Below are 22559 nucleotides of genomic sequence, written 5' to 3'. Positions count from 1 at the left end.
GGTCGGGGCAGGTCCGGGGAGCGGGCCCACACGGCTCGGCGAAGCAGCAGCGGGTCGGGCTCGGCCCCGGGGCGGCAGGGCTCGTCGGCGAGGTACAGCTCGCAGGCGTCGGCGAATTCCGGGACGACCAGCGTGACCATCTCCCGCAAGGTGGCCGACAGGTCCAGCGACGCGCCGAGCAGCCCGCTCGCCCGGCTCAGCAGCCGCAACCGCCGCAGTACCAGGTCACGTTCGGCCTGCGCGCGACGCTCGTCGGTCACGTCCACCGTCGTCACGCCGACCGCGATCCTGGCCCCGGTCGAGTCATACAGGGGATAGTAGGAGGCCCGCCAGATGCGCGGATTCGATGAGTCCGCCGGGGTTGCTCCGATGATCTCCTCGTCGAGGATCGCCTCACCGGTCGCCAACACCCGGCGGGGCCGCTCCCAGCCGAGAGGGTCTATGTCCGGGGTCAACTCCGGGCCATACCCACCGATCATCTCCTCGGCGGGCAGGCCGGAGGCCCTGGCAGCCGCCTGGTTCACCGCCCGGTAGCGCAGGCCGCGGTCGAGGGCCGCAAATATGATCGGCGCCGTGTCGAACACCTGCAGACACAGCAGCGCATCTTCCCACCGGGCGAGTGCCCGCGGGGCCGGCCAGCCGAGCCAAGGCCCGCAGGTGTCGCCACGCACCTGACCATCGGGCTGCGGCGTCGGGTTCATGTCGGGACCAGTCCTGCCGGGGCCGGAGCCGCCGGTCACCGTCGGAGACTCAGGCGGGTGGATCTGCGTCCAAGTGCGCGACAATACCACCACCGGTGCGAACGGAAGCGGCAGCAGCACCCCGAAAGCAGCAGCACTCCAAAGACAGGGGATGCCGGGCCGGGTGCCGCCAGCGGGCCCTCCGTGCCTAGTGCGCCCGTGCCTGGTGCACCCGTGCGCGGTGGCACTACGACCCCGCTGGGCGCCGGGAGGTCCGACGGTCGGCGCGGGCCAAGACGACGGCCACGACCAGGTAGGGCACGCTCGCCGCGGCGAACAGCGGCCCCGGAGCCGCCCAGGTCGACCCCACCGCGTAGCCGGCGAACACGGCGACCGCCCCCACCTCGGAGCCGACCGCCGCCATCGAGGTGACCGTCGCCCTGGCCCGGTCGGGGATCACCGCCTGCAGCCGGGCGTCGGCCGTGGCGATCGCCCACTCGAAGATCCCAAACGCGACGGCGACGCCGACGGATCCCGCGGGACGATCGCTGATCGCCCCCACGGTCAGGCAGACCGCCGCGGTCGCAAGCAGCATCGGCATCCGCGCCGCCCCCCGGCCCGTGAACCAGCCGCCCACCAAGCCCCCGGCCGACACGAGCAGCACCCACAGCGCCACCTCGGCCGCCGGGGCACCCGTCGACGCGACGAGAAGCGGAACGTATTCGTCGAGCGCGGTGAAATCCGTGACGACCGCCACTACCACTAGGGCCCGGCGCACCGCGGGCACCCGTCCCGCCTCGGCCAGACCTGTCCGCCACACCGCCGCGAAGCCCCGGCCGGTCCCCGCATCGCCGTTCCGATCGCCGGGCCGGCCGCTACCAGTCTCGCCGCACTCCCCGGCCCTTGCGGCCCGCGCCGTCCTCCCGCTTCTTCCGTCAGGGCCGAACTCACCGCCACCAGAATGATCATCTTTGCGGTGATCAGGACCGTCCAAGTAGTCGGGGCCGTCGAGGTGTCCCCGGGAGTCGGGTAGCGACTGCCCCGAGCGGTACCCCAAGCAGGACCACGGCGACGCTGGCGATTCCCACGGCTCGGTAACCACCGGAAAGCGATGACGGGGAACGCGAGCCCGGTAGCGACGAGGACAGCGGCCGAGGCGAAGGATCGCGACCGGCCAATCAGCCTGGGATAGGCGGCGACCGCGTCCAGCCGGGTCAGTTCGGTGTAGACGACAGCCTGGAGCGTGCCCGACCGTAGTGCGCTGCCCGCCCCCCAGAACACGAACCCGGCGGCAAACGCCGCAAAGCATGGCTTAAACGTCCACAGCGCGAAACCGAGTGCCGCCAGCGCCGGACCGATCATCAACAGCAGCCGCCGAGAGACCGTATCCGCCCACAGCCCGGAAGGGATCTCCAGGAGGGAGGACGTCACCGACCACACGATGAACAGCGCGGAAATCTCCGCCGGCGACAACCCGGCGTCGACGAACAACAGCGGGTACACCGGGTAGAGTAGGACGAGCTCGTCGCAGAACGCGTAGGCGTACAGCCGGCGCGCGAGCCCGGACTCAGGTGCGGATCAACATCGCCAGGCCATACTCCCCAGCCTAGCGCCGCAGCCGCGAAGTGGGCTACCCCGTTGCGTAGCCGGAGGCCGGCGAATTTGGGGGACCTGAGGACGGTCTGCGGGCCCTGGACCGTGCCTTGCTCCCCATAACGTGGCCGCCGCGCGATCAGGCGGACCCGTGTCCGGGACCCGGCCAGGTCGACGCGACGGTCAGGCGTCGAAGAGAGCGCTGACGGACTCGCCGTTGTGGATGCGGCGGATGGCCTCGGCGAGTGCCGGGGCAACCGTGAGGATCTTCAGCTTCGGCACCCGGTCCCCCGCCGGAATCGGCACCGTGTTCGTGCACACGATCTCGGCGACCTCGGGCTGGTCGCCGATGCGCTTAAGCGCACCCGCCGCGAACAGCCCGTGCGTGCACGCCACCCGCACCGACCGCACGTTCAGCTCACGCAGCCGCTCGAGCAGCTCGAGCACGGTGCTGCCCTTGGCGATCTCGTCGTCGAGCACGATGACGTCCCGGCCGGCCACGTCACCGATGACCGTGCTGATGCTGACCCGGTCGTCGGCGAAACGCTGCTTGGCCCCCGCCGCCACCCGCACCCCGAGCATCCGGGCGAACGCCGCCGCTTCCTTGGCGTTGCCGAGGTCCGGGGAGACCACCGTCGTGTTCGACAGCTCGTAGCGGCGGAAATGCGCGGCGAGTTCCCGCAATGCATGCAGATGATCCACCGGCACGCTGAAGAAACCGTGGACCTGCGGCGAGTGCAGGGTCATCGCGAGGACGCGGTTCGCACCCGCGGTGACGAGCAGGTCCGCGACCAGCCGCCCGCCGATCGAGATCCGCGGCGCGTCCTTCTTGTCCGAGCGGGCGTAGGCATAGTGCGGCAGCACGACCGTCGTGCGCGCCGCCGACGCCCCGCGCGCCGCGTCCAGCATCATCATCAGCAGCAGCAGCAGCTCGACGAGGTTCTCCTGCACCGGTGTGACCAGCGGCTGGATGAGGAACACGTCGCGTTCCCGGCAGTTCGCGGGAAGCTGGACCTCCAGGCAGTCGTTGGCAAAACGCTGCACCCGCACCCGATGCAGCGGCACGTCGAGGTGTGTGCAGATCTCCTCGGCGAGACTCGGACGGGCACTGCCGCTGAAGACGGCGATGTCTCGCGCGAACCGCTCCTTGTTCCCTGTTCTCGGTGTCCCCGGGGTCTCTGTGTGTCCCCCGGGTCCCGGCGTGTCCGGTGTCCCGGTGTCCCGGTCGATGTCCGATGGACCCGCCCGTCCCGGGTTGTACCGACCAGACGCCGAGTCATGCCGAGGTCCCTAGCGCCTCCCGGATCGGCACCCGAGTCCCGCCGCGCTTCACCGCATTGCCGTACACCCGCCCGGCCAGCCAGACCAGGGCCCCGATCAGCGCGAGCGTCAGCGCCATCGCGACCACCACCTGTCACCCCGCCACGCTGCCGATCCCGATCACCATCGGCATCAGGACCGGCGCGAACAGCGGAATCATCGCCAGCGCCAGGATTAGGCCGCTGTCCGGCGACCCCGGAAGCACCGAGATGCCCAGCACGTACGGGACGATGATCAATAAGATCATCGGCGCCGTGACCCCGCCGGCGTCCTCCTGCCGAGACACCAGCGCCCCGGCGGCCGCGAACAGCAGCGCATACACGGCGAACCCGAGCAGGTACCACAGCAGCGCCAGTGCGACCGATCCGATCGCGATCCCGGCCGGGATGTCGAGCTGCCCGGTCGCCAGGCCCAACGACACGCCGATCACCCCGATCAGCGTCAACTGACCGAGAGCCACGGCGCCGATCCCGATAACCTTGCCGGCCATCAGCTGCCACGGGCGCACCGTCGCCAGCAGCAGCTCCACCACCCGGCTGGTCTTCTCCTCGATCACCCCCTGCGCCACGGCCGGGCCGAAGATCAGCAGAGACAGGTAAATCAGCCCGCCGGAGAGCAGGCCGAGCAGCAGCCGGGCCCCGTCCCGTTCCGAGGCCGGCCGCAGGGCGCTGACCTGGACCGTGGCCGCGGACACGGCTCGCCCCACGACGGCCGGATCACCACCGAGCCCCACGACCTGGCGCTCGAGCGCGACCTGCCGGGCGGCGAGACTCAACACCGACGCCAGCCGGTCGCCGAGCTCCTTCTTGACGACCACCTGGTAGACGGCGTTCCCCGCCGCGCCAGAGGCCGCAACCACGCGGACGAACGCGTCGACGTCACCGTCGAGCACGGCCCGCTCGCCGGCCGCCCGATCCGCCACCGCACGGACCTCGACGTCCTCGCCCAGCGACCGGGCCGCAGCCTCGACCGTCGCCGCCTGCCGGGAGTCGACCGCGGTCAACGCGATCCGGCTCGCCGACGATCCGCCGGTCAGGGACATCAGCACCACCATGGCGCCGATCCCGAGGACGAACAGCCCCGTGGTGATCTGGAAGGCCCGCGACCTGGTCCTCGTCACGATCTCCCGCCGGGCGATCAGCCGGATCACCCGGCCCGACCCCTGCGCCGCGTCATCCGGCCCCCGCACGCTCACGCCGCGTTCTCCGGGAACGCCCCATTCCCCGGCTGCTGCCCGGCCTGCACGACGACGTTACGGAACAGCTCGGTCAGCGACGGCCGGCGACGACGGAACTCCCGCACCGGGCCCGTGGCCAGCGCTGCGCGCAGCACCGCCTGGTCGTCGACACCCACGGCGAGGCCCAGCACCGTCCGCGGCCCGTCCCGGTGACGCACGACGACCCCCGGTATCCCGTCGGCCCAGCCCGGCGGCGCCGCCGGCGCGTCCACCACCACCTGCAGATCACCGCCCGCGCGCAACTCGTCGACCGAACCGCAGGCGACTATCCGGCCCGCCCGCACGATCCCGACCCGGTCGCACAACCGCTCGACGAGATCGAGCTGATGGCTGGAGAACATCACCGGAACCCCGGCGGCGCGACGCTCCCGCAGCACCTCGCTCATCACATCGACGGCCACCGGGTCCAATCCGGAGAACGGCTCGTCGAGTATCAGGACGACCGGATCGTGCACGAGCGCGGCGGCCAGCTGCACCCGCTGCTGGTTACCGAGGCTGAGCTTCTGCGCCTCGTCGTCAACCGGCTGGACACCCCCAGCCGCTCGGTCCACCGCGCCACTGCGCGACGGGCCGCCGCCAACCCCATTCCATGCAGTTACGCGAGGTAGACGAGCTGCTCACCCACCCGCATCCGCGGGTACAGGCCGCGCTCCTCCGGCATGTAGCCGATCCGGCGGCGGGTACGCAACGTCAGCGGAACGCCGTCATAACGCACGACCCCGGAATCCGCCGCGAGCACCCCGAGGGCGATACGCATCGCCGTCGTCTTCCCGGCACCGTTGCTGCCGACGAACCCGAACAGCTCGCCGGCCCGCACCTCGAACGTCATCGACTCCAACGCGACGACGTCGCCGTACCGTTTCGACACCCCGTCGATCTCGAGCCGTCCGTCGCTCACCTGCACCACCTTTCCACTCCACGGCGTTCCGGGTAACGGTCAACCGTTGCCCCTGCCACGGGCTTCTCCGGCAAGGAGATTCTCTCTACCAGATGCTATTGGCGGTGGTTTTCATGATTGATTTTATGCGGTGCGACGATGTCAACACCGTTGATTATCAGGGTGCGCCCGGAGGAACGAACGGCAGGCCGGCGGGTGTGCCCTCGGCGAGCAGGCGGCGCAGGGCGCCGGTGTCGAGATGGTCGGCGACGAGATCACCGAGGGCGTCGAGGCGGCGCTGCCGGACATCGGCGAAACGCGTGAACGCCGGGACGAACGAACGCCCCGCGGCCGTGGCCACGTCGGCGAGATAGGCGCGACGGAACGCGTCGTTCTCCAGCACTCCGTGCCAGCTCGTGCCGGCGACCGCGCCGACGCGCACCCCGTCCGCGGCGAACGGGGCGCCGTCCGGATGGTCCTCGACGGTCAGCCGCCCGTGCCGGATCTCATAGCCGGTCAGCGGCCGGCCGGCGGCATCGGTGGCCGCGCGGCGACCGAGCAGCTTCACCGGGTCGAACGTGGTGATGACCGGGAGCAGGCCGAGACCCTCGACCTCACCCGCACCCGATTCGACGTCGTCACGGATGCGACGGCCGAGCATCTGGTAGCCGCCACAGATACCCAGCACCGGGCGGGCGGCGGCGGCGCGCTCGGCGAGGGTCGCGGCGAGACCGCGGCGACGCAGCCAGCGCAGGTCCTCGACGGTGGAACGGGTGCCCGGCAGAATCACGAGGTCGGCGTCGACGAGCTCGTCCGATCGGGTGGCCAGGCGCACCGCGACCCCGGGCTCGGCGCGCAACGCGTCGATGTCGGTCACGTTCGACAGCCGGGGCAGCCGGATGACGGCGACCCGCAGCACCTCCCGCCGACCGCCGTGCGACCCGACTGCTGTCCCGGGCCCGGGGGAAGGCTCGGCATCGGGCTGGGGCTCAGCATCGGGGAAGGCGGCGAGGTCGAGGGAGTCCTCGACGTCCAGCCACAACCCCGCCTTCCAGGGGACGACGCCGTGCACCGGCCGGCCGGTGAGCCGTTCGATCTGGCGCAGCCCGGGTTCGAGCAGCCGGGCGTCGCCACGGAACCGATTGATCACCCAGCCGGCGACCAACGCCTGGTCGGCCGCATCGAGCAGGGCCAGCGTGCCGAACAGGGCGGCGAAGACCCCGCCCTTGTCGATGTCGCCGACCACGATCACCGGCAGGTTCGCGGCGCGTGCCAGGCCCATGTTGGCGATGTCGGTCGAGCGCAGGTTGATCTCCGCCGGGGAACCGGCCCCCTCGCAGATCACCGCGTCGAACCGGCCGCGCAGGTCGTCCAGGCACTCCAGGACGATCGCGGCCAGCCGTTCCTTGTACGGGCGGTAGCCGAGCGCGTTGACCTCGGCGACCGGGCGGCCCAGCACGACAAGCTGGCTGTGCCGCTGACCCCCCGGTTTGAGCAGCACCGGGTTCATCGCTGCCTCCGGTTCCACACCGGCCGCCGCTGCCTGCATCGCCTGGGCCCGGCCGATCTCCGCACCGTCGGCGGTGACCGCTGAGTTCAACGCCATGTTCTGCGCCTTGAACGGGGCGACCCGCACCCCCTCCCGCGCCAGCCACCGGCAGATCCCCGCGGTCAGCACACTCTTGCCGGCGTCCGACGCGGTCCCGGCGACCAACAGTCCCCCACTCACCGGCCGCGCTCCCTCCCCCCGAATCCAGAGCATCCGGATCCGGTACCGAGGCCGAGGCCCACCCGCGAGGTCAGGACGGAGGCGACCAGCCGCGCCACCGGAACCGCCGCCGTCAGCGCGACACACACCACGCTCACCGCCGCGGACAACCGGGCCGCGGCGGCGACGTCCGCGCCCTGCGGCCGCCGGCCGAACCCGAGCTCCGGCCGGTGCTCGACGCGGTAGGGGTAGCGCAGCTCTCCCCCGAGCCGCAGCCCCAGCGCCCCGGCGAACGCGGCTTCCACCATCCCGGCGTTGGGGCTGGGATGCGACCGGCCGTCCCGGCGCATGGCCCAGTACGCGTCGACCGCCGAACCGCCGACGACCGGGGCGCACGCGCAAGTCACCAGCGCGCACACCCGCGCCGGGAGCAGGTTCGCCAGATCGTCGAGGCGCGCCGCCGCCCAGCCGAAGCGTTCGTACCGGGGGCTGTGGTGCCCGATCATCGCGTCGAGGGTGTTGATCGCCCGGTAGGTGACCAGGCCGGGCAGTCCGGCGAGCGCCCCCCACCACAGTGGGGCGACCAGCGCGTCGGAGGTGTTCTCGGCGATGGACTCGATCGCGCCGCGGGCGATCCCGGCGGCGTCCAGCGACGCCGGGTCGCGTCCGCAGAGCGCCGGGAGCCGTTCCCGGGCCGCGGCGAGATCGTCGGCGCGCAGCTCCTCGCCGAGGCGTCGGCCTTGACGGCGCAGCGAGGCACCACCGAGGACGGTCCACGTGACCGCCGCCGTGAGCGCGACGGCGCGTTCAGCGGCGCGTTCAGCGGCGCGTTCAGCGGCGCGTTCAGCGGCGCGTTCAGCGGCGCGTTCAGCGGCGCGTTCAGCGGCGCGTTCAGCGGCGCGTTCAGCGGCGCGTTCAGCGGCGCGTTCAGCGGCGACGGCAGGCACGGCGACCGCGGCGAGCAGCACCGCGGTGTGCAGCGCTCCGGCCGCCCGGCCGTCCCGGTAGAGCCGGTTCTCCAGCCGGGACGCGGCCCGCCCGAACCCGGCGACCGGATGCAGCCGCGCCGGGTCGGCGAGCAGCCCGTCCAGCACGGCGCCGAGGACCAGACCGAGCGCGCGCACCGCGCGGGAAGGGACCACGGCACGGGAAGGGACCATGGCTCAGACGCTCATCGCGTAAGCGACGACCCCGCGCCGGACGGCGTCCATCGCCGCCCGGGCGGTCCGGCGCACCCGCGCGCCGTCCGGCGCACCCGGCGCACCCGGGTCCGGCTGCACCATCGGGGCGACCTGCGCGATCTGGTCAAGGATGTCGATGAGCTGGCGCATCCACCGGACGAAGTCGCCAGCGGTCAGTTCCACGGAGCTGTCGGTCAGCACCCGTTCCAACGCGCGGCCCGCGGCCCAGTCGTGCGCGACGGCGACGAATCCGAGCTCGGGCGGGCGCAGGAACGCGAGCCGGTGGGCCTGCTCGGCCTCGGCGAGCCGCTCCGACAGCCGGACCATCTCAGCGAGGCAGTCGCGCAGCGCCACGCCGCCCGGCAGCGCCGGGACGCCGGCGTCGTCGCCGCGCGGCTCGAACACCAGCGTGGACACGGCGGCGGCCAGCGCCGGCGGGGTGAGATCGTCCCAGATGCCGACGCGCAGGCATTCGGCGACGAGCAGGTCCTGCTCCGAGTAGATGCGCGCGAGCACCCGCCCGGCGGCGGTAACGCTGTCCCCGTCCAGGTAGCCGAGGTCCTCGAGCGCGGCACGGACCCGGTCGAACGTCTTCGCGACCGTGTTCGTCCGGCCCTCCACCTTCCGCGAGATCGCGGCGGTCTCCTTGACCAGCCGGTTGACCTGCTCGGCGGAACGCAGGTGCTCCTCGCGGCGCGGGCAGTCGTGCACCGGATGGGCGCGCAGGGCCCGGCGCAGCCGGGCGAGCTCGGCGTCGTCCGCCGCGGCCGAACGGACCCTGGCCCGCCGGCCCGGAGGGGCATCGGGGTTGACGTCGGCGGCGCGCAGGGAGGAGGCCAGATCCCGGCGCGACTGCGGCGAGCGCGGGTTGAACGACCGCGGCACCCGGACCCGACCGAGCGGTTCGACGGCGACCGGGAAGTCAGTCAGGGACAGCCTGCGGACCTGCCTGTCCGCGGTGAGCACCACCGGCCGCGGGCCGTCGGCGGCGCTCGCGGCGGCGTCGGCGTCGAGCACGACGGCGAGCCCGCTGCGCCGCCCGGCGGGCACCCGCACGATGTCCCCGGTCCGCAGCCGGGCGAGCGCCGCCGCGGATTCGGCCCGCCGGCGCGCGGAACCCTCCCGCGACAGCGCGGCCTCCCGCTCGGCGATCTCCCGGCGCAACCGGTCGTACTCGCCGATGTCACCCTTGTCGCAGCTCAACGCCTCGCGCTTCGCGTCGATCGCCTCGGTGTTGCGCTGCACCGCCCGGGCCAGGCCCACCACGGCCCGGTCGGCCTGGAACTGCGCGAACGACGACTCCAGCACGGTACGTGCCCGCTCCCGCCCGAGCCTGCCGACCAGGTTGACGGCCATGTTGTACGACGGCCGGAACGACGAGCGCAGCGGATAGGTCCGCGTGGAGGCCAGCCCCGCGAGCGCGAGCGGGTCCAGCCCCGGCTGCCACAGGACGACCGCGTGGCCCTCCACGTCGATGCCGCGCCGCCCGGCGCGGCCCGTCAGCTGGGTGTACTCCCCTGGGGTGATGTCCACGCGGCTCTCGCCGTTGAACTTCGTCAGCCGCTCCAGCACGACCGTGCGGGCGGGCATGTTGATGCCGAGTGCCAGGGTCTCCGTGGCGAAAACCACCCGGACCAGCCCCTGGACGAACAGCTCCTCGACGATCTCCTTGAAGGTTGGCAGCATGCCGGCGTGGTGGGAGGCGATGCCGCGTTCTAGTCCCTCCAGCCACGCCCAGTAGTCGAGCACGGCGAGGTCGGTCTCGGGGATCCCGGCGGTGCGTTCCCGGACCAGGGTCCGGATCCGCTGCTGCTCCGCGGGGCCGACGAGCCGCAGACCCGCACGCACGCAGGAGGTGACCGCCGCATCGCAGCCGGCCCGGCTGAACACGAAGACGATCGCGGGGAGCAGGCCGTCGCGGTCGAGCCGTTCGACGACCTCCGGCAGGCCCGGCACCCACGTCCACCGGCGCGCGCCGGCCGCCCCCCGACCGCGGCCGACCGTGGGATAGCCCCCCGACAGCGCCCGGCTCTCCTCGCGGGCCAGCCGCAGCAGGTCCGGGTTCACCACTCGTCCACCGACCGCCGTCGGACCACCACGGGCCGCGGGGAAGTCTGCCACGGGCGCCCGGCCGGCACCCCCATTGCGACCACGGTCGCCACCGCGACCCCTCTGGGTGTCCCGGCCCCGTTCGCCGTTACGGTTACCGCCCCGGTCCCGCCCGCCGGGCCGCTCCCGCTCCCGCCCGCGGTCCCGATCGCCGCGGTCCCGATCGCCGATGGTGGCGCGCCGGGTACCGGCTACCTCGAATCCGGCCTCGACCCCGGCGCTCCACCTCGACCGAGCGAGATCATCGTCCAGGACGGCACGGAGTGCCGCGGGTCCGCCCGGCGGCGGGGTGCCAGGAGTGTCCTCGAGGAACAGGTCGTACAGGGTGCGGTCAGCGAGCACATGCTGCCACAGCGGAACGGGGCGATGATCGCTGACGATGACCCGGGTGTGGCCGCGCACCGTGACCAGCCACTCGGCGAACTCCTCGGCGTTACTCACCGTCGCGGACAGGGAGACCAGCCGGACCTGCGCCGGCAGATGGATGATGACCTCCTCCCACACGGCGCCGCGCTGGCGGTCGGCGAGGTAATGCACCTCGTCCATGACGACGTAGCCGAGGTCGTCCAGCCGGCCGCTGTCGGCCGGGCCGGCGTAGAGCATGTTGCGCAGGACCTCGGTGGTCATCACCACGATCGGGGCGTCGCCATTGCGGGAGGTGTCCCCGGTCAGCAGGCCGACCGAGGCGGCGCCGTAGCGGGAGACGAGATCGGCGTACTTCTGGTTCGACAGCGCCTTGATCGGCGTCGTGTAGAAGCAACGCGTCCCGGTGCGCAGGGCGAGATGGGCAGCGAACTCGCCGACGACCGTCTTACCCGCTCCCGTCGGGGCCGCGACGAGCACCCCTTCACCGGCCGCCAGCGCCGCAACCGCCTCGAACTGGAACGGGTCGAGCCCGAAGGGGAGGCCAGCGGCGAACTCCACAAGAATCTCGGGCGTGGAGGACACATCAGCCACCCTACGGGACGCGACGGCCGGCAGCCGACCGGTTTACGCCGGTCCCGACCGGCCGGGGAGGAACCGACGATCATCAGGTGATGTCGCCGTAGGCCCGTCAGGTGATGTCGCCGTGGGTGACGTCGGTACCCGAGAAGCCCGGGGCGACGGGGGCCGTCCCCGCGCCGACGGGTGTCGACGACCCGGTGCCGGCCGGGTCCGCCGTGCCGGGCGACGTGGCCGTCGCCGCGGGGCCCGCCGAGCGGGGCGGGGCGTCGTCGAAGTCCAGCGGGGAGGTCTCGTCGTCGTCCAGGTCGGTGTACGGGGAGGTGTCCCCGCGGCGGGCCACCCGCCGGTCGTTAAGCCAGCCGATGATCAGTGCGACCTCGTAGAGGACCACCATGGGCAGGCCCAGCGCGAGCATGGTGAACGGGTCCTGGCTGGGGGTGACGATCGCAGCGAACACGAACACCAGGAAGATCTCGGCCCGCCGCCAGGACCGCAACTTGGCGGTGCTGATGATCCCGGCCAGATTCAGCATCGTGACGAGCAGCGGAACCTCGAATGACAGTCCGAAGATCAGCAGCATCGCCTGGACGTAGCTGAGGTACCGGTTGCCGTCCAGGACGCTGACCAGCCCGTTGCCGCCGAAGCCGAGCAGCAGACCCAGTCCGGTCGACAACGTCAGGTAGGCGAAGACCCCGCCGGTGGCGAACAGGGCGAGGGAGACGCCGACAAAGGTCAGCGACCAGCGCCGCTCGTGACGGTGCAGACCAGGGGTGATGAAGGACCAGAGCTGATACAGCCACACCGGCGAGGAGACCACCGCCGCGGCGATCATAGAGATCTTCAGGCGGATGGTGAACGCGTCGAGGATGCCGAAGAAGTACAGGGTGCAGTCGTCCGCTGCCAGGCCATCCGGGCTGAACCGCTTGCTCGCCGGTAGGTCGCAGTACGGCGCCTTGAGCCAGTCGAAGATGCGCGGCTCGAAGATGAAACAGACGACACCGGCGACCGCGAACGCGAGGAGCGCGATGGCGACGCGGTTGCGCAGCTCACGCAGATGCTCGGTGAGCGGCATGCGACTGTCCTCGACAGTGCGCGTGCGGCGGTGGTTCACCGATGCGACGAGCCTTTGCGGCGTAGGCAACCCTGGCACGTCGGCGGCTCCTGGTCGAGAGGAAGGAGGAAGGGGCGCCGGCGGACGCCCGACAGGCCGTGGGACCGCCGTGAGGTCAGCCCCGGTCGGCGGCCGACGCGGTGCCGTTCACGGACGCGGTGGCGTTCACGGACGAGGCGGGGGCCTGACCGGGCGCAGCGGCCTGCGGCTGGACCACCGGCGGCTGGGCCTCGATCGGCAACGGGGCCGGCTGCGCCGCGGGCGCGGGCTGGTCATCCTCGCGCAGGCCCTTTGTCTCGGCCTTGAAGATGCGCAGCGAACGACCAAAGGAACGCGCGGCGTCAGGAAGCTTCTTCGACCCGAACAGCACCAGAACGACGAGGGCGATGATGATGATTTCGGTGGTGCCCAGATTTGGCATGGTCGGCGTCCTCCGATGAGCGGGGTACCGGGCCCGGTCCGACGACCGGTACGATCGATGCTACGTCCGCCAGCCTAAGAGGGGATAGACGGCGTGCGGGTATCCCGGAGATGACGGATGCGCAACGAAGCCAACCTGCACGATAGCTCGTAGCACTCGGCGGGCAAAGCGTGTCCACAACGGACACCAGAAACCCCAAATCATCACCGATCGCTACCTCGTCAAGCCGGAAGTCCTGGATTGTGGCAACACAACACCATATGGCACGATCGACGTCACGCGACGGTCACTCCCGGCGGATCACACGGGGACCACGGATCCGGTCAAGCGGATCCGGTCAGGACGTGCGTTCGGCGAGCCGCGCGCTGACCTCGGCGTGGTCGAGCCGCGCCGCGAACGCCGCGGTGTCCGAGGCCAGGGCCGAGACCCGCGCGGACAGCTCCGTCGTGGCGGCCCGCACCGCGCGCATCTTCTGCCACACCCGCCACGCGCTGAGCGCCAGCAGGGCGAGCGCGCCGACGATGAGGACGAGGTAGAGGAGCGCCCAGAGCACACCGATCACCCTACTCGGCGGTCGGCGTGAGCCCGTAGGCGAGCAGAGCCCGGCGGGCCAAGGCGTGCACCTCCTCGGCGAGCGCCGGCGGCTCGACCACCCGCACGTCGGCCCCGAGGCCGAGGACCAGCCGGTGCAGCCAGGAGGTCTCCCCGGCGTACAGCGTGACCTCGAGCCGTCCGCCGGGCAGCTCGCGCACCTCGGTGACCGGGTAGTAGTCGGCCACCCACCGGGCCGGGGACGCCAGCTCCAGCACGACCCGCACGTCCGCCGGGCCGGGCCGGTAGATCCCCTCCCTGGTGTCGCGGGACACCGTACCCGGCGGCGGGACCGCCGGGGCGTCGAGGATCGTCACCCCGCCCGGCCCGTCGATGCGGTCCAGCCGGAACAGCCGCACCGCCTCCGCCCGGTGGCACCATCCCTCCAGGTACCAGCGGCCGTCCTGGACCAGCACCCGCATCGGGTCGACGTCGCGCTCGGTCAGCTCGTCGCGGGACCACACCAGGTAGCGCAGATGCACCCGCCGGCGGTCCCGCAGCGCCCGCTGCACCACCGCGAGGACCTCGTCGTGGACGTCGAGGGTGACGCGTACCTGGCCGACGGCGGCGGTGCCGGCGGTGCCGACCGCCTCCTCCAGCTTCTCCAGCGCCCGGTCCAGGGCCTCGCGGCCGGCGAGGCCGGGCACGTCGGCGAGCGCGCGGGCGGCGACGATCAGGGCCGTCGCCTCGTCGACCGACAGCCGCAGCGGCCGGTCGAGAGTCTGCGGATCGACGACGGTGATCTGATCACCGGAATAGCTCAGGTCGATGAGGTCCCCGGGCGCGCCGCCGGGCAGGCCGCAAACGAACAGCAGGTCGAGGTCGTCGCGCAGCTGGCGGGGGGTGACCCCGAAGGCCACCGCCGCCTCGGTCAGGGAGATCCCGGGATGCGCCCGCAACCAGGGGACGAGCGCGAGCAGCCGGCTCAGCCGGTCGGTGGCGGCGCTCACCGCGTGCCCGGAGCGAGCGCCGGACGATGAACCGGGGCGGGCACCGCACGGCGGATCATCGGGCGCTCACCGGGCGTTCGTCGCGGCGCACCCCCGCAGGTGGGGACGCCACGCCGCGGGCGGCGGTGCCCGCGAGCGTGGCGGCGGTGCCCGTGAGGGCCGCCCGGAGCCGACCGACCACAGCCGCGCGCAGCTCGGGTGGGTCGACGACGACGACGTCCGGACCCGATCCGACGATCCACCGGGCGAGCTGTTCGGTGTCGGCGAAGTCCATCTCCAGCAGATCCATGCCCGGCGGTGGATTCGTGTCCGGCGACGGATCGGCGTCGGCCGGCGACGGCGACGCCGCCGGGCGGGCGTACCGTCGCAGCGCGTGCGCGCTGCCCCGGCGGACCGCCAGCGTGGCGGTCCGGAAGCGGTCCGGGGGGGCCTGCGCCGAGACCATCGCCCGCAGGTCGACCCCTGGCGGGACCTGGACCGCGCCGGCCGGTCCGACCATGCGCACCGGGCCGGTGAACCGGGACAACCGGAACACCCGGGCCGCACCACGGTGCAGGTCGTGCCCGGCGAGGTACCATCGCCCCCGCCAGGACAGCACACCCCAGGGCTCGACGTGCCGGTCGGCGGCGTCCGTCTCACCGACCTTCCGGTACGGGAAGCGGATGGTCCGACCGGCCTGGACCGCCGCGAGGCACTGCTCGAAGGCCGGCTCGGTTGCATCGACCCGCGGTTCGAAGCCGTCAAGCACTCCGAGCCCGCCACCACTCACCGCGGCCCCGCCCGCGGCGAGCTTGCGCAGGGCGCTGGCGGCGGGCCCGGCGAGCGCCGTGCTCGACCACAGCGAGCCGGCGACGGCCAAAGCCGCGGCCTCGTCCGGTTCCAGGGCGATGTCGGGCAGCGCGTAGTCGCCGCGGCGGATACGGTAGCCGATCTCGTTGCTGAATGCCGAGTCCGCGCCGGTCTCCAGGGGGATGCCGATCTCCCGCAGATACGCCTTGTCCCGCTCGAACATCCGCCGGAAGGCGTCCTGCTCTTCCTCGGTGCGCCCGGGCTCGTAGCCCTCCACCAGCTCGCCGATCTGGGACACGGTGAGGAAGCGCGATGTCGCCATCAGGCACATCGTCAGGTTGAGGAGCCGCTCCACCCGTCGCCGGGACACACCCGCAAAGGGTAGCCGCCGGAGTTCACCGGCCACGCACCACCCCGTCCCCGCCCCACCGCTGGCGCACCGGTCGCGCCCACCGGGCCACCCACGGCCGGGCCGGGTGAGGGCCGGTGGGCTACGGCTGGCCGGCGCCGGCCCCGACGCCCGACGTGGCCCCGTCGACCGCGATCAGGTCCACCACGAACACCAGAGTGTCGTCGGCGAGGATCGTCGGCGGACGTCCCCCCACCGGGCCGTACCCGAGGTCGGGCGGGATGATGATCTGGCGGCGGCCGCCGACGCGCATCCCGTCGATGCCCTGCCCGAAGCCGGCGATCGTGCCGTCCAGCGGGAAGGTCGCCGGCTGGCCCCGCGCCCAGCTGCTGTCGAACTCCTTGCCGTCGCGCCAGAGCACGCCCACGTACCGGACGGTGGCGGTGCTGGTGGCGGAGGCGACCGCGCCGTGACCGGTCACGAGATCGGTGGTGACCAGCGTGGCCGGCGCCGTCCCCCGGCCCGCCGCGGAGATCGGCTTGCGGCTCAGGTCGGTGGCACCCGCGACCGCGGGGACCCGCCCGGAGATGTCGTCGACGGCCGTCCGGGAGGGCACCGGCGCCGCCTTGGTGCCGTCGGGGGCGTCGGAGGCGCCGCAACCGGCCAGGAGCGGGGCGAGCAGCACGGCACCCGCGAGCAGGTGCCGGCGGGTGGCGGACGGCCGACGGCCGCTGCCACGCGAGCCGGAACGGGCTGACGCGAAGGGCAGGACGACGCCGGCGCGTCGCGGCACGAACATCACAGGGGCTCGAGTCCTCACATACTGGCGATGAGCTTGTCGACCCGATCGTCGACGGAACGGAACGGGTCCTTGCACAGGACCGTACGCTGAGCCTGATCATTGAGCTTCAGGTGGACCCAGTCGACCGTGAAGTCCCGGCGTTTCTCTTGGGCGCGCTTGATGAACTCGCCGCGCAGCCGGGCGCGGGTGGTCTGCGGGGGGCGTGACTTGGCCTCGAAGACGTCGAGGTCACGGGTGACGCGCTCGACCAGACCAGCCCGTTCCATCCGGTAGTACAGGCCCCGGTCACGGTGGATGTCGTGGTATTTCAGGTCGAGCTCGGCGACCCGCGGCGAGGCCAGCGACAGCCCGTGCTTGTGCCGGAACCGCTCGATGAGCACGTACTTCGTCACCCAGTCGATCTCACGGGCGACGAGCTCGAGGTCGTCGGTCTCGATCGCGAGCAGGGTGCGGCCCCACAGGTCGAGCACCCGCTTGGCGACCTCGTCCCCGCCGCGGCGCTCCACGAACTCGACCGCCTTGGAGTAGTACTCCCACTGGATGTCCAGCGCGCTGACCTCACGCCCGTTGGCCAGCTTGATCCTGCGCTGGCAGGTCATGTCGTGGCTGACCTCGCGAATCGCCCGGATCGGGTTCTCCAGGGTCATGTCCCGCAGCATCACGCCAGCTTCGATCATGCGCAGCACCAGGTCGGTCGCCCCGAGCTTGAGCAGCATGGTCGTCTCACTCATGTTCGAGTCGCCGACGATCACGTGCAGCCGCCGGAACCGCTCGGCGTCGGCGTGCGGCTCGTCACGGGTGTTGATGATCGGCCGGGACCGGGTGGTCGCCGAGGACACCGACTCCCAGATGTGCTCGGCGCGCTGGGAGATGCAGTACACCGCGCCCCGCGGGGTCTGCAGCACCTTGCCCGCGCCGCACAGGATCTGCCGGCTGACCAGGAACGGCACCAGCACGTCCGCGAGCTTCGAGAACTCGCCGTGCCGGCCGACGAGGTAGTTCTCGTGACAGCCGTAGCTGTTGCCGGCGGAGTCGGTGTTGTTCTTGAACAGATGGATGTCGCCGGCGATGCCCTCCTCGCGCAGCCGTCGTTCGGCCTCGACAAGCAGGCCCTCGAGGATGCGTTCCCCGGCCTTGTCGTGGGTGACCAGGTCGGGCACGGAGTCGCATTCCGGGGTGGCGTACTCCGGATGGCTACCGACATCCAGGTAGAGGCGGGCGCCGTTCTTGAGGAACACGTTGCTGCTGCGTCCCCATGACACGACACGACGGAACAGGTACCGTGCCACCTCGTCCGGGGACAGCCGTCGCTGCCCCCGGAACACGCAGGTGACGCCGTACTCGTTCTCCAGTCCGAAGATGCGGCGGTCCACGTCTGCGACCCTATGCTCGAATGCCGCCTCGGCGCGCCGGGACGCTCGGGCCGGATGTCACCCTGAGGCGGATTCGCCCCTCCTGTGGACGGACGGGCCGACCGACGACCGCCAGGCCCAGCCCGACAACGAACCAGCCGGCGAGGACCAGTACCGGACGGCCACCGCCGGCACCGTCGAAGTAGGCCGTCGAGCGCAGCAGCGTGGCACCCGCCCCCGGCGGCGCGAACTGGCCGATGTCGCCCCAGGGCTGTGGCAGCATCTCCGGTGCGGAGGCCGCCGCCGACAGGGCGGCACCAGCGACCAGAACCAGCACCGCGGCGACGAGACCCGGCACGCCCGCGACCGCACCGAGTCCCAGGACCGGCCCGGCGACGGCCAGCGCCAGCAACGTCACGACCGCCATAGTCGTCAGGAACTCCCCGGGCAGGACGTCCAACGCCCCCTGCAGCGCGACGGCCCCGGCGAAGCCGGAGAGCACCGCGAGCGCGGCGAGCCCGGCGAGCCGGATCACCCGCGATCCCACCATCCGCGCCAGCAGCACGCCGGCCGCGGTGATCACCAGCGTCAACGGGAGGTAACCGGCCGCCAGCCCGCCGCCGGCCTGGTCCCGTGGCGCGTTGGCCACCACGTCGACCACCGGGATCTCCAGACCTGGCATGAACACCCGGATGCCCCGGGTCAGCGCCTCGGTGACCGCCGGGCTCGCCGCGGAGGCGACCCGCAGGGTCAGGCCGTTGCCGCCGATGACGATCGCGGCGTAGGCGTCACGCTCGCGCAGCGCACGGTCGGCGGCGGCCACCGTCGGCACCGTGCGCACCGTGAGGGCGCCCGGCTCCACCCGGCTGATCTGGTCGGCGAGCGCGGTCGCCGCGGGTGCCGGGCCCACGGTGAGGATCGGCAGGTCCCGGGGGCGCAGGCTGGTGACGGACGTTCCGTACAGCCAGACCAGGACGCCCATCAGCAGGGCCATGCCGACGGTGATGACGGCGATCCGCCGGGCACCGGGCGTGCCGAGCCCGTCGACGCCGCCGAGCCGGGCCCACGCCCGTCCGGCCGGATCAGCCGGATCGGCCGGATCGGGCAGGCCGGGCAGGCCGGTCTCGCCCGAGGCCAGTGGGGGCGACGGCGCCGAGTGTCCCGGCTGGGGGCACTGTCCCGGAAGAGGATCATGTTCGCCGCCGCCACGATGCCGTCCCCCGCTCACCACAGGAGGGCTCCGACGGTCCGGTCGACGTACGCCGGGTCCACCGCACTCCCCCAGGTCGCCGCCACCCTCGGCAGTGGTTGCCTCACCGCGTCCTCCCTCCGTCCAGCGACACCCGCCAAGCCACTACAGGGAGTAGCGTGACGCCTTCATGCTGTCGAGGCCTGTCTGGCGGCGTGTCGCGGCCCGGCGTGTCCGGGTGAATCCGCCGGTCCGCGGCGGTTCCAGACACCAGGTGGTCGACGGACCATGGGCAGGACAGGCGGATCGGGCGGGAAGGCTCGCCGGCGGAAAGGATGGCGCCATGGCAACCGGAACGAACGACGCGACGTCCCATCGAACACGACATCACGGCGAAGACAGGGCCCGGCTGCGGGCGCAGGTCGTCCGCGGCCGCGGCGGGCTGCCGCTCACAGTCCTCGCCCCGGCCGCGGAGGACCCGCCGCGCGGCGGCATGGTCGTCGTCCAGGACTCCCGAGGCATCACGCCGTACCTGGTCTCCGTCTGCGACCGGCTCGCCGGTGCCGGCTGGCTCGCCGTGGCCCCGCACCTGTATCACCGCGACGGGCTGGACGAGGTGGACCCGGCCGACGGCTGGGCCGCGGCCACGTCGACGATGGGCACCCTGTCCGGCGCGGGCATCGACGCCGACATCGACGCGGCGCTCGGGCACCTCCTCGACGCGGGCTTCCCCGCCGAGCGGAACGCGATCATCGGCTTCTGCATGGGTGGCACGGTCGCGCTGCACACCGCCACCCGGCACCCCCTCGCCGCGGCGGTGTCGTTCTACGGCGGCGGGGTCAGCACACCGTACTGGCCCGGCATCCCCGCCTTGGTGGAGGCGGCACCGTCGTTGCGCGGGCCGTGGCTCGGCCTCTACGGCGAGGAAGACGCCCTGATCTCCACCGACGAGATCGCCGCCCTACGGGCCGCGGCCGCACGCTCGGGCGCCCCGACGGAGCTGGTCAGCTACGCCGGGGCCGGCCACGCCTTCCACAGCGACGACCGGGAGGCGGTCTACCGCCCGGTCGCCGCGGCCGACGCCTGGTCACGGGCACTCGCCTTCCTCGACCGGCACGTCCGCCCCCGCTGAGGCGCCCGGCCGGCCAATCGAAGATCGCCACCATCGACATCGCGAGCATCACCCGCACGGCGCCCAGAGGTCACTCCGGTCGGCTTCCGACCCGGTCCCCCGCACCGCCACCACGCTGAGTTGGGGTGCCACCGGCTCGCGACCAGTGGGCCTGGGCGCACCGCCGACCGGAGCCCGCGCACGCAGGCGGCGTGTCGGCCGCCGACCAGGGATCTCCCTTACCCGCGCAGGACGTCCACCATAGTGGAGATGGAAAGGCCGAGCAGAACGAGGGCGGCGAGCTGCTGGACCCGGCGCAGCGGAGCGACCCGCAGCAGGAAGTGGCCAAAGGCGACAGCCAGCCCAGTGACGGTGCACAGGGCCAGCAACGCGCCGACGCCGACGGGAATCGGGCGGTGGTAGCGGGCCGCGAGGGTGGCGGTGAGAATCTGGGTGAGATCACCGAACTCGGCGACGAGGACAACACCGAAGGCCTCGGCCCATACGCGTCTCGCGGCGGGTCCCTCGACGCCGGCGGCCTTGTGCCCCTCCAGTTCGGCGGGGTCGGCGGGGTGGGAACGCAGGAGGAGGACCGCACCGACGAAGAACAGCGCCCCGGCGACCAACTCGACAGCTCTTCGGGGCAGCGCCGCGACCAAGCCGCCGACGGCGGTGGCGACGCCGACGTGCACTGCGAACGCTGCCCAAATCCCAACGAGAACCGGCAGCGGCCGGTAGCGGGCACCCAGAACGAGTGCCGCCACGAACGTCTTGTCCGGCAGCTCGGCCGGGAAGACCACAGCGAAGGCGGTCGCTGCAATGATGATATTGTCCACGGCGAGCCCCCGCCGGCCCGGGGCCAGCCCACCCCAGCAGGGCGGCGTGTGATGAGCCCCTTCGAAGGCTCCTGCCTGGTCGAACGGCATCCTACCCGGCCCGCGGACCTCACGAACCGCGAAACACGCCCCCGCGGGGACGCGGCAGCACAAGAACCGTTTGCCAGCTAGGGCTGACAATCTTGGTTCGGGGTCCCGAAATCACCATCCGTCCGGTCGCTACGCGGCTGCGGTGATCCGGTACACCTCGCGACGACCGGCGGGCGGACGGCCCGGAGACCCATCAGCGATCATGTCTGGCAGGACCGCCGGGCCCAGGCGGCGAACATCGCCGCGCTGATGAGGAGGTTGTTCTCGTCACGGCTGAGGGACCACCACTGGTCCACCTCGTCCCGGGTCAGCAGTCCGGCTTCAATGATGCTCTCCTGGAACCGCTCCACGAGGAGCTGCCAGGCGAGCCACGACTCGCCGGTGCCGCGGGACTGAACGCCGTGGTAGTGCGCGGACTCGTCGGTGAGGTCCAGGCTGAGCACATCGCCGAGGAGTCGGCGGCCATAGGTCGCGTCAAACCCGCCACCCTCGCCTATGAGCCCTTGCAGCGCGCGGACCATGGCGGTGTGTATCGGCGCCTCCGGGACGACCAGGTCGGCGCAGGTCCAATCGACCTCCTCGATCAGAAGCCAGCCGCCTGGTGCGACCGCCGCCGCGAGCCGTTGGAGCGCACGCCGATGGGGGTGGAGGTGTGCGATCAGGAGCCGGGCGTGGACCAGGTCGAACCGCGCGTGCGGAAGATCGTCGACCATCACGTCCATGCGCCGGACCTCGACCGGCTCCGGTAGCCGGTCGAGGAAGCGGATGTCGCGGTCCACCGCGAGGACGTGCCCCGCGGGGCCGACGACCTCGGCCAGGGCCCGGGCGACCGAGCCGGTGCCCGCGCCGACCTCGAGGCAGTGATGCCCAGCGCCGATACCCAGGGCCGCCACGAGCCGCATGGTGCCCGGGTCCCACAGCTGCGCCATCGCTTCGAGGCGGGTGCGCTCGTCCGGATGCCCCTGGTCCAACACGTAGGTGGACAAATCAGTGCCCCCATGGTCACATATGGCGTCGATCGACGTCCGCTGGGACTCCCACACGGATTATTCCTCGCCTCGCCGGGTGTTTACACCGGCGATCCGTTTCTCCTATCGAGTCATAGACGACCTTGCGGCGCACGGGGCGTTTATGTGAGCATTCCATCGACATCGCGACCGAATCGGTTCGAAGAATGTTCATCTCGTGGTAGTCGGCAGAGGCTGTCATCAACGGCACTGTAATCAACGGAACTCCAGCGAGATGATTTTGTGGCACCCGTGCCGAGAGAGGGGCGTGGACGTGTCGCAATGCCATTTCCGCTAAGTTGATCAAGCTG

22 protein-coding genes are annotated in these 22559 nt (G+C 72.1%); 1 reads left to right on the top strand and 21 read right to left on the bottom strand.

Annotated features, from left to right (window positions below; genetic code table 11):
* The 19 genes from AC08OJ_RS08375 to AC08OJ_RS08285 all read right to left on the bottom strand — a co-directional run.
* A partial coding sequence (locus AC08OJ_RS08375) for a PAS domain-containing protein (RefSeq protein ID WP_476595439.1) occupies positions 1-701 on the bottom strand: 701 nt, incomplete at its 3' end.
* Between the two features lie 226 nt (positions 702-927).
* A complete protein-coding gene (locus tag AC08OJ_RS08370) occupies positions 928-1467 on the bottom strand; it encodes a hypothetical protein (protein WP_476595438.1) in 540 nt (179 codons plus the stop codon).
* Entirely contained in the window at positions 1443-2183 is a 741-nt protein-coding gene (locus tag AC08OJ_RS08365) for a hypothetical protein (RefSeq protein ID WP_476592359.1), read from the bottom strand. The genes AC08OJ_RS08370 and AC08OJ_RS08365 overlap by 25 nt, the downstream gene beginning before the upstream one ends.
* 273 nt (positions 2184-2456) lie before the next feature.
* Positions 2457-3401 carry a ribose-phosphate diphosphokinase gene (locus AC08OJ_RS08360; protein ID WP_476595440.1) on the bottom strand — a complete coding sequence of 315 codons (945 nt, stop codon included), beginning with the start codon at positions 3399-3401 and terminating at the stop codon, positions 2457-2459.
* A gap of 148 nt (positions 3402-3549) precedes the next feature.
* Positions 3550-3684 carry a hypothetical protein gene (locus AC08OJ_RS08355; protein ID WP_476592357.1) on the bottom strand — a complete coding sequence of 45 codons (135 nt, stop codon included), beginning with the start codon at positions 3682-3684 and terminating at the stop codon, positions 3550-3552.
* 3 nt (positions 3685-3687) lie between these two features.
* Positions 3688-4788, bottom strand: coding sequence for an ABC transporter permease (locus AC08OJ_RS08350; protein ID WP_476592356.1), 1101 nt, complete (start codon positions 4786-4788; stop codon positions 3688-3690).
* Entirely contained in the window at positions 4785-5381 is a 597-nt protein-coding gene (locus tag AC08OJ_RS08345) for an ABC transporter ATP-binding protein (protein WP_476592355.1), read from the bottom strand. The genes AC08OJ_RS08350 and AC08OJ_RS08345 overlap by 4 nt, the downstream gene beginning before the upstream one ends.
* Positions 5382-5425: 44 nt before the next feature.
* The gene (locus tag AC08OJ_RS08340; RefSeq protein WP_476592354.1) at positions 5426-5728 is read right to left on the bottom strand and encodes an ATP-binding cassette domain-containing protein; all 303 of its coding nucleotides are present in this window, start codon (positions 5726-5728) and stop codon (positions 5426-5428) included.
* A gap of 157 nt (positions 5729-5885) precedes the next feature.
* On the bottom strand, positions 5886-7469 hold the full coding sequence (locus AC08OJ_RS08335; protein WP_476595437.1) for a cobyric acid synthase: 1584 nt from the start codon (positions 7467-7469) through the stop codon (positions 5886-5888).
* The gene (locus AC08OJ_RS08330; protein WP_476595436.1) at positions 7433-8575 is read right to left on the bottom strand and encodes a cobalamin biosynthesis protein; all 1143 of its coding nucleotides are present in this window, start codon (positions 8573-8575) and stop codon (positions 7433-7435) included. Before AC08OJ_RS08330 ends, AC08OJ_RS08335 begins: the two co-directional genes overlap by 37 nt.
* Before the next feature lie 3 nt (positions 8576-8578).
* The gene (locus tag AC08OJ_RS08325) at positions 8579-11653 is read right to left on the bottom strand and encodes a DEAD/DEAH box helicase (RefSeq protein WP_476595435.1); all 3075 of its coding nucleotides are present in this window, start codon (positions 11651-11653) and stop codon (positions 8579-8581) included.
* A 106-nt stretch (positions 11654-11759) separates the two neighbouring features.
* Positions 11760-12800, bottom strand: coding sequence for a twin-arginine translocase subunit TatC (tatC, locus tag AC08OJ_RS08320; RefSeq protein WP_476595434.1), 1041 nt, complete (start codon positions 12798-12800; stop codon positions 11760-11762).
* A gap of 76 nt (positions 12801-12876) precedes the next feature.
* A complete protein-coding gene (gene tatA, locus AC08OJ_RS08315; RefSeq protein WP_476592349.1) occupies positions 12877-13182 on the bottom strand; it encodes a Sec-independent protein translocase subunit TatA in 306 nt (101 codons plus the stop codon).
* 337 nt (positions 13183-13519) lie between these two features.
* Positions 13520-13735, bottom strand: coding sequence for a hypothetical protein (locus AC08OJ_RS08310; protein WP_476592348.1), 216 nt, complete (start codon positions 13733-13735; stop codon positions 13520-13522).
* 10 nt (positions 13736-13745) lie between these two features.
* The gene (locus AC08OJ_RS08305; RefSeq protein WP_476592347.1) at positions 13746-14723 is read right to left on the bottom strand and encodes a helix-turn-helix transcriptional regulator; all 978 of its coding nucleotides are present in this window, start codon (positions 14721-14723) and stop codon (positions 13746-13748) included.
* A gap of 55 nt (positions 14724-14778) precedes the next feature.
* Positions 14779-15834, bottom strand: coding sequence for a helix-turn-helix transcriptional regulator (locus AC08OJ_RS08300; protein ID WP_476595433.1), 1056 nt, complete (start codon positions 15832-15834; stop codon positions 14779-14781).
* Positions 15835-16003: 169 nt separating this feature from the next.
* Complete coding sequence (locus tag AC08OJ_RS08295; protein WP_476592345.1) at positions 16004-16663, bottom strand: FKBP-type peptidyl-prolyl cis-trans isomerase; 660 nt, start codon at positions 16661-16663, stop codon at positions 16004-16006.
* A 14-nt stretch (positions 16664-16677) separates the two neighbouring features.
* On the bottom strand, positions 16678-18036 hold the full coding sequence (gene pafA, locus AC08OJ_RS08290; protein WP_476592344.1) for a Pup--protein ligase: 1359 nt from the start codon (positions 18034-18036) through the stop codon (positions 16678-16680).
* 10 nt (positions 18037-18046) lie between these two features.
* Positions 18047-19246: a hypothetical protein gene (locus tag AC08OJ_RS08285; RefSeq protein WP_476595432.1), complete on the bottom strand. Its 1200-nt coding sequence runs from the start codon at positions 19244-19246 to the stop codon at positions 18047-18049.
* Positions 19247-19547: 301 nt separating this feature from the next.
* Between AC08OJ_RS08285 and AC08OJ_RS08280 the strand changes: the two genes are divergently transcribed.
* Entirely contained in the window at positions 19548-20336 is a 789-nt protein-coding gene (locus AC08OJ_RS08280; RefSeq protein ID WP_476592342.1) for a dienelactone hydrolase family protein, read from the top strand.
* 218 nt (positions 20337-20554) lie between these two features.
* Here the strand turns inward: AC08OJ_RS08280 and AC08OJ_RS08275 are convergent, their stop codons facing one another.
* Positions 20555-21241, bottom strand: a complete 687-nt coding sequence (locus tag AC08OJ_RS08275; RefSeq protein WP_476595431.1) for a TMEM165/GDT1 family protein — start codon at positions 21239-21241, stop codon at positions 20555-20557.
* Positions 21242-21441: 200 nt separating this feature from the next.
* On the bottom strand, positions 21442-22284 hold the full coding sequence (locus tag AC08OJ_RS08270) for a class I SAM-dependent methyltransferase (protein ID WP_476592340.1): 843 nt from the start codon (positions 22282-22284) through the stop codon (positions 21442-21444).
* Between the last annotated feature and the right edge of the window lie 275 nt (positions 22285-22559).

The sequence above is a fragment of the Frankia sp. CgKIO3 genome (assembly GCF_977946435.1).
The sequence above is the reverse complement of the archived record's forward strand: the minus strand, read 5'-3'. Positions and strand labels throughout refer to the sequence as shown.

Excerpts from the sequence above, each read along its gene's own strand:
- AC08OJ_RS08335 (WP_476595437.1), bottom strand. The coding sequence starts at position 7,469 with ATGCTCTGGATTCGGGGGGAGGGAGCGCGGCCGGTGAGTGGGGGACTG.
- AC08OJ_RS08330 (WP_476595436.1), bottom strand. The coding sequence starts at position 8,575 with ATGGTCCCTTCCCGTGCCGTGGTCCCTTCCCGCGCGGTGCGCGCGCTC.
- tatA (WP_476592349.1), bottom strand. The coding sequence starts at position 13,182 with ATGCCAAATCTGGGCACCACCGAAATCATCATCATCGCCCTCGTCGTT.
- AC08OJ_RS08300 (WP_476595433.1), bottom strand. The coding sequence starts at position 15,834 with ATGGCGACATCGCGCTTCCTCACCGTGTCCCAGATCGGCGAGCTGGTG.
- AC08OJ_RS08280 (WP_476592342.1), top strand. The coding sequence starts at position 19,548 with ATGGCAACCGGAACGAACGACGCGACGTCCCATCGAACACGACATCAC.
- AC08OJ_RS08275 (WP_476595431.1), bottom strand. The coding sequence starts at position 21,241 with ATGCCGTTCGACCAGGCAGGAGCCTTCGAAGGGGCTCATCACACGCCG.